This window comes from Terrisporobacter muris (assembly GCF_024621905.1).
Classification (GTDB): domain Bacteria; phylum Bacillota; class Clostridia; order Peptostreptococcales; family Peptostreptococcaceae; genus Terrisporobacter; species Terrisporobacter muris.
In genome coordinates this window covers 1-1,280 of record NZ_JANKBY010000569.1, presented here as the reverse complement: position 1 = coordinate 1,280, position 1,280 = coordinate 1, and the positions used below count along the sequence as shown (strand labels likewise).

The 1,280-nt window shown below is 28.8% G+C and carries 1 protein-coding gene; it reads right to left on the bottom strand.

Annotated elements, in window-relative coordinates; translation table 11 throughout:
• Positions 1 to 37 precede the first annotated feature (37 nt).
• Positions 38 to 1,194, bottom strand: a protein-coding gene (locus NSA58_RS20345) for an IS3 family transposase (RefSeq protein WP_257560948.1) whose coding sequence is annotated in 2 segments (ribosomal slippage) — positions 38 to 906 and positions 906 to 1,194 — 1,158 coding nt in all. Because the reading frame shifts where the segments join, the coding sequence is not laid out codon by codon here.
• Positions 1,195 to 1,280 lie beyond the last annotated feature (86 nt).

Genomic DNA, 1,280 nt, shown 5'->3' with positions numbered 1-1,280 from the left:
TGAACTGCACCCTTCATGTGGAACAATATAAAACAACCTAGGCTACCTTTTTCTTGTATTTTACAGGAGAAAGGTAGTTTAATTTTGCCTGTATTCTTTCTTTGTTATAATAATCTATATATTGAGATACAATTTCAATCACCATTTTACTTGATAAATTCTTTAATCCTTGAGAATAGAATGCTTCTGTCTTCAATGATGAAAAGAAACTTTCCATAGCAGCATTATCATGGCAGTTACCTTTTCTAGACATGCTCATAGTTATCCCATTTTGTTTAACAAAATTTTGAAAGTTTGGACATGTGTATACAGCACCCTGATCTGAATGTAATATTAAATCTTTGTATTTTATTGATATGATAGCTTCGCTAAGTGTATCCTTAACTAGTGGTACTTCTTGATTATCAGCAATTTTATAAGCAACAATTTCTCCATTAAATCCATCCATAATAGCAGATAAATATAAAGTTTTATTACTGAACTTTAAGTATGTAATATCCGTGAACCATTTTGTATTAGGTGATTTAGCTATAAAATCTCTTTTTAATATATTAGGTGCAATAACTGATGTAGCTCCGCTATTGAATTTTCTCTTTTTTCTGCGAATTTTTGCTAAAATATTATTTTTGTGCATAATCCTAAGTACTTTCTTATGATTAATCTTAAATCCCATAGATTTTAATACAGCATGAACTTTCCTATATCCATATCTATATTTATTGATTTTGCATGTATCTATGATAGATTTTTCTTCCTCAGAAATTTCTTGGTCTGATGAATTTAACCATCTATAAAAAGTAGTTTTAGGCAGATTTAAAGCAGTGTATATTTGCTTATTACTGTATATTTTTCTATATTGATTAACTATTGATTTTACTATTTTTGCATCAACATCCTTTCTATCTCTTGGTACTTTCCCATTATGTCTATACGTGCTTTAAGTTGTTTATTTTCCATTCTAAGTCTTTCTATTTCAGACTCTTCTAATACTCCCTTACCGTAGGTATATTGTTTACCGACAGGTTGATTGAATCTATGGGTTTCACCTTTTTTATACCATCTCAACCATGTCATAATTTGAGATTTATTTTTTATTCCTAGTTTATTCATAACTTCTTTTGTAGTACTACCATTTAATTTCATATCTATAGCTTTCCATTTTATTTCTGGTGAGTAGTGTACTCTTGTACTCATAATAAAATAACCTCCTTTAAAATCATACATATAGTATGTTTCAAAAGAGGTTGTTTTATTTATTCCCGTGTAAAGGGTTCACTTCA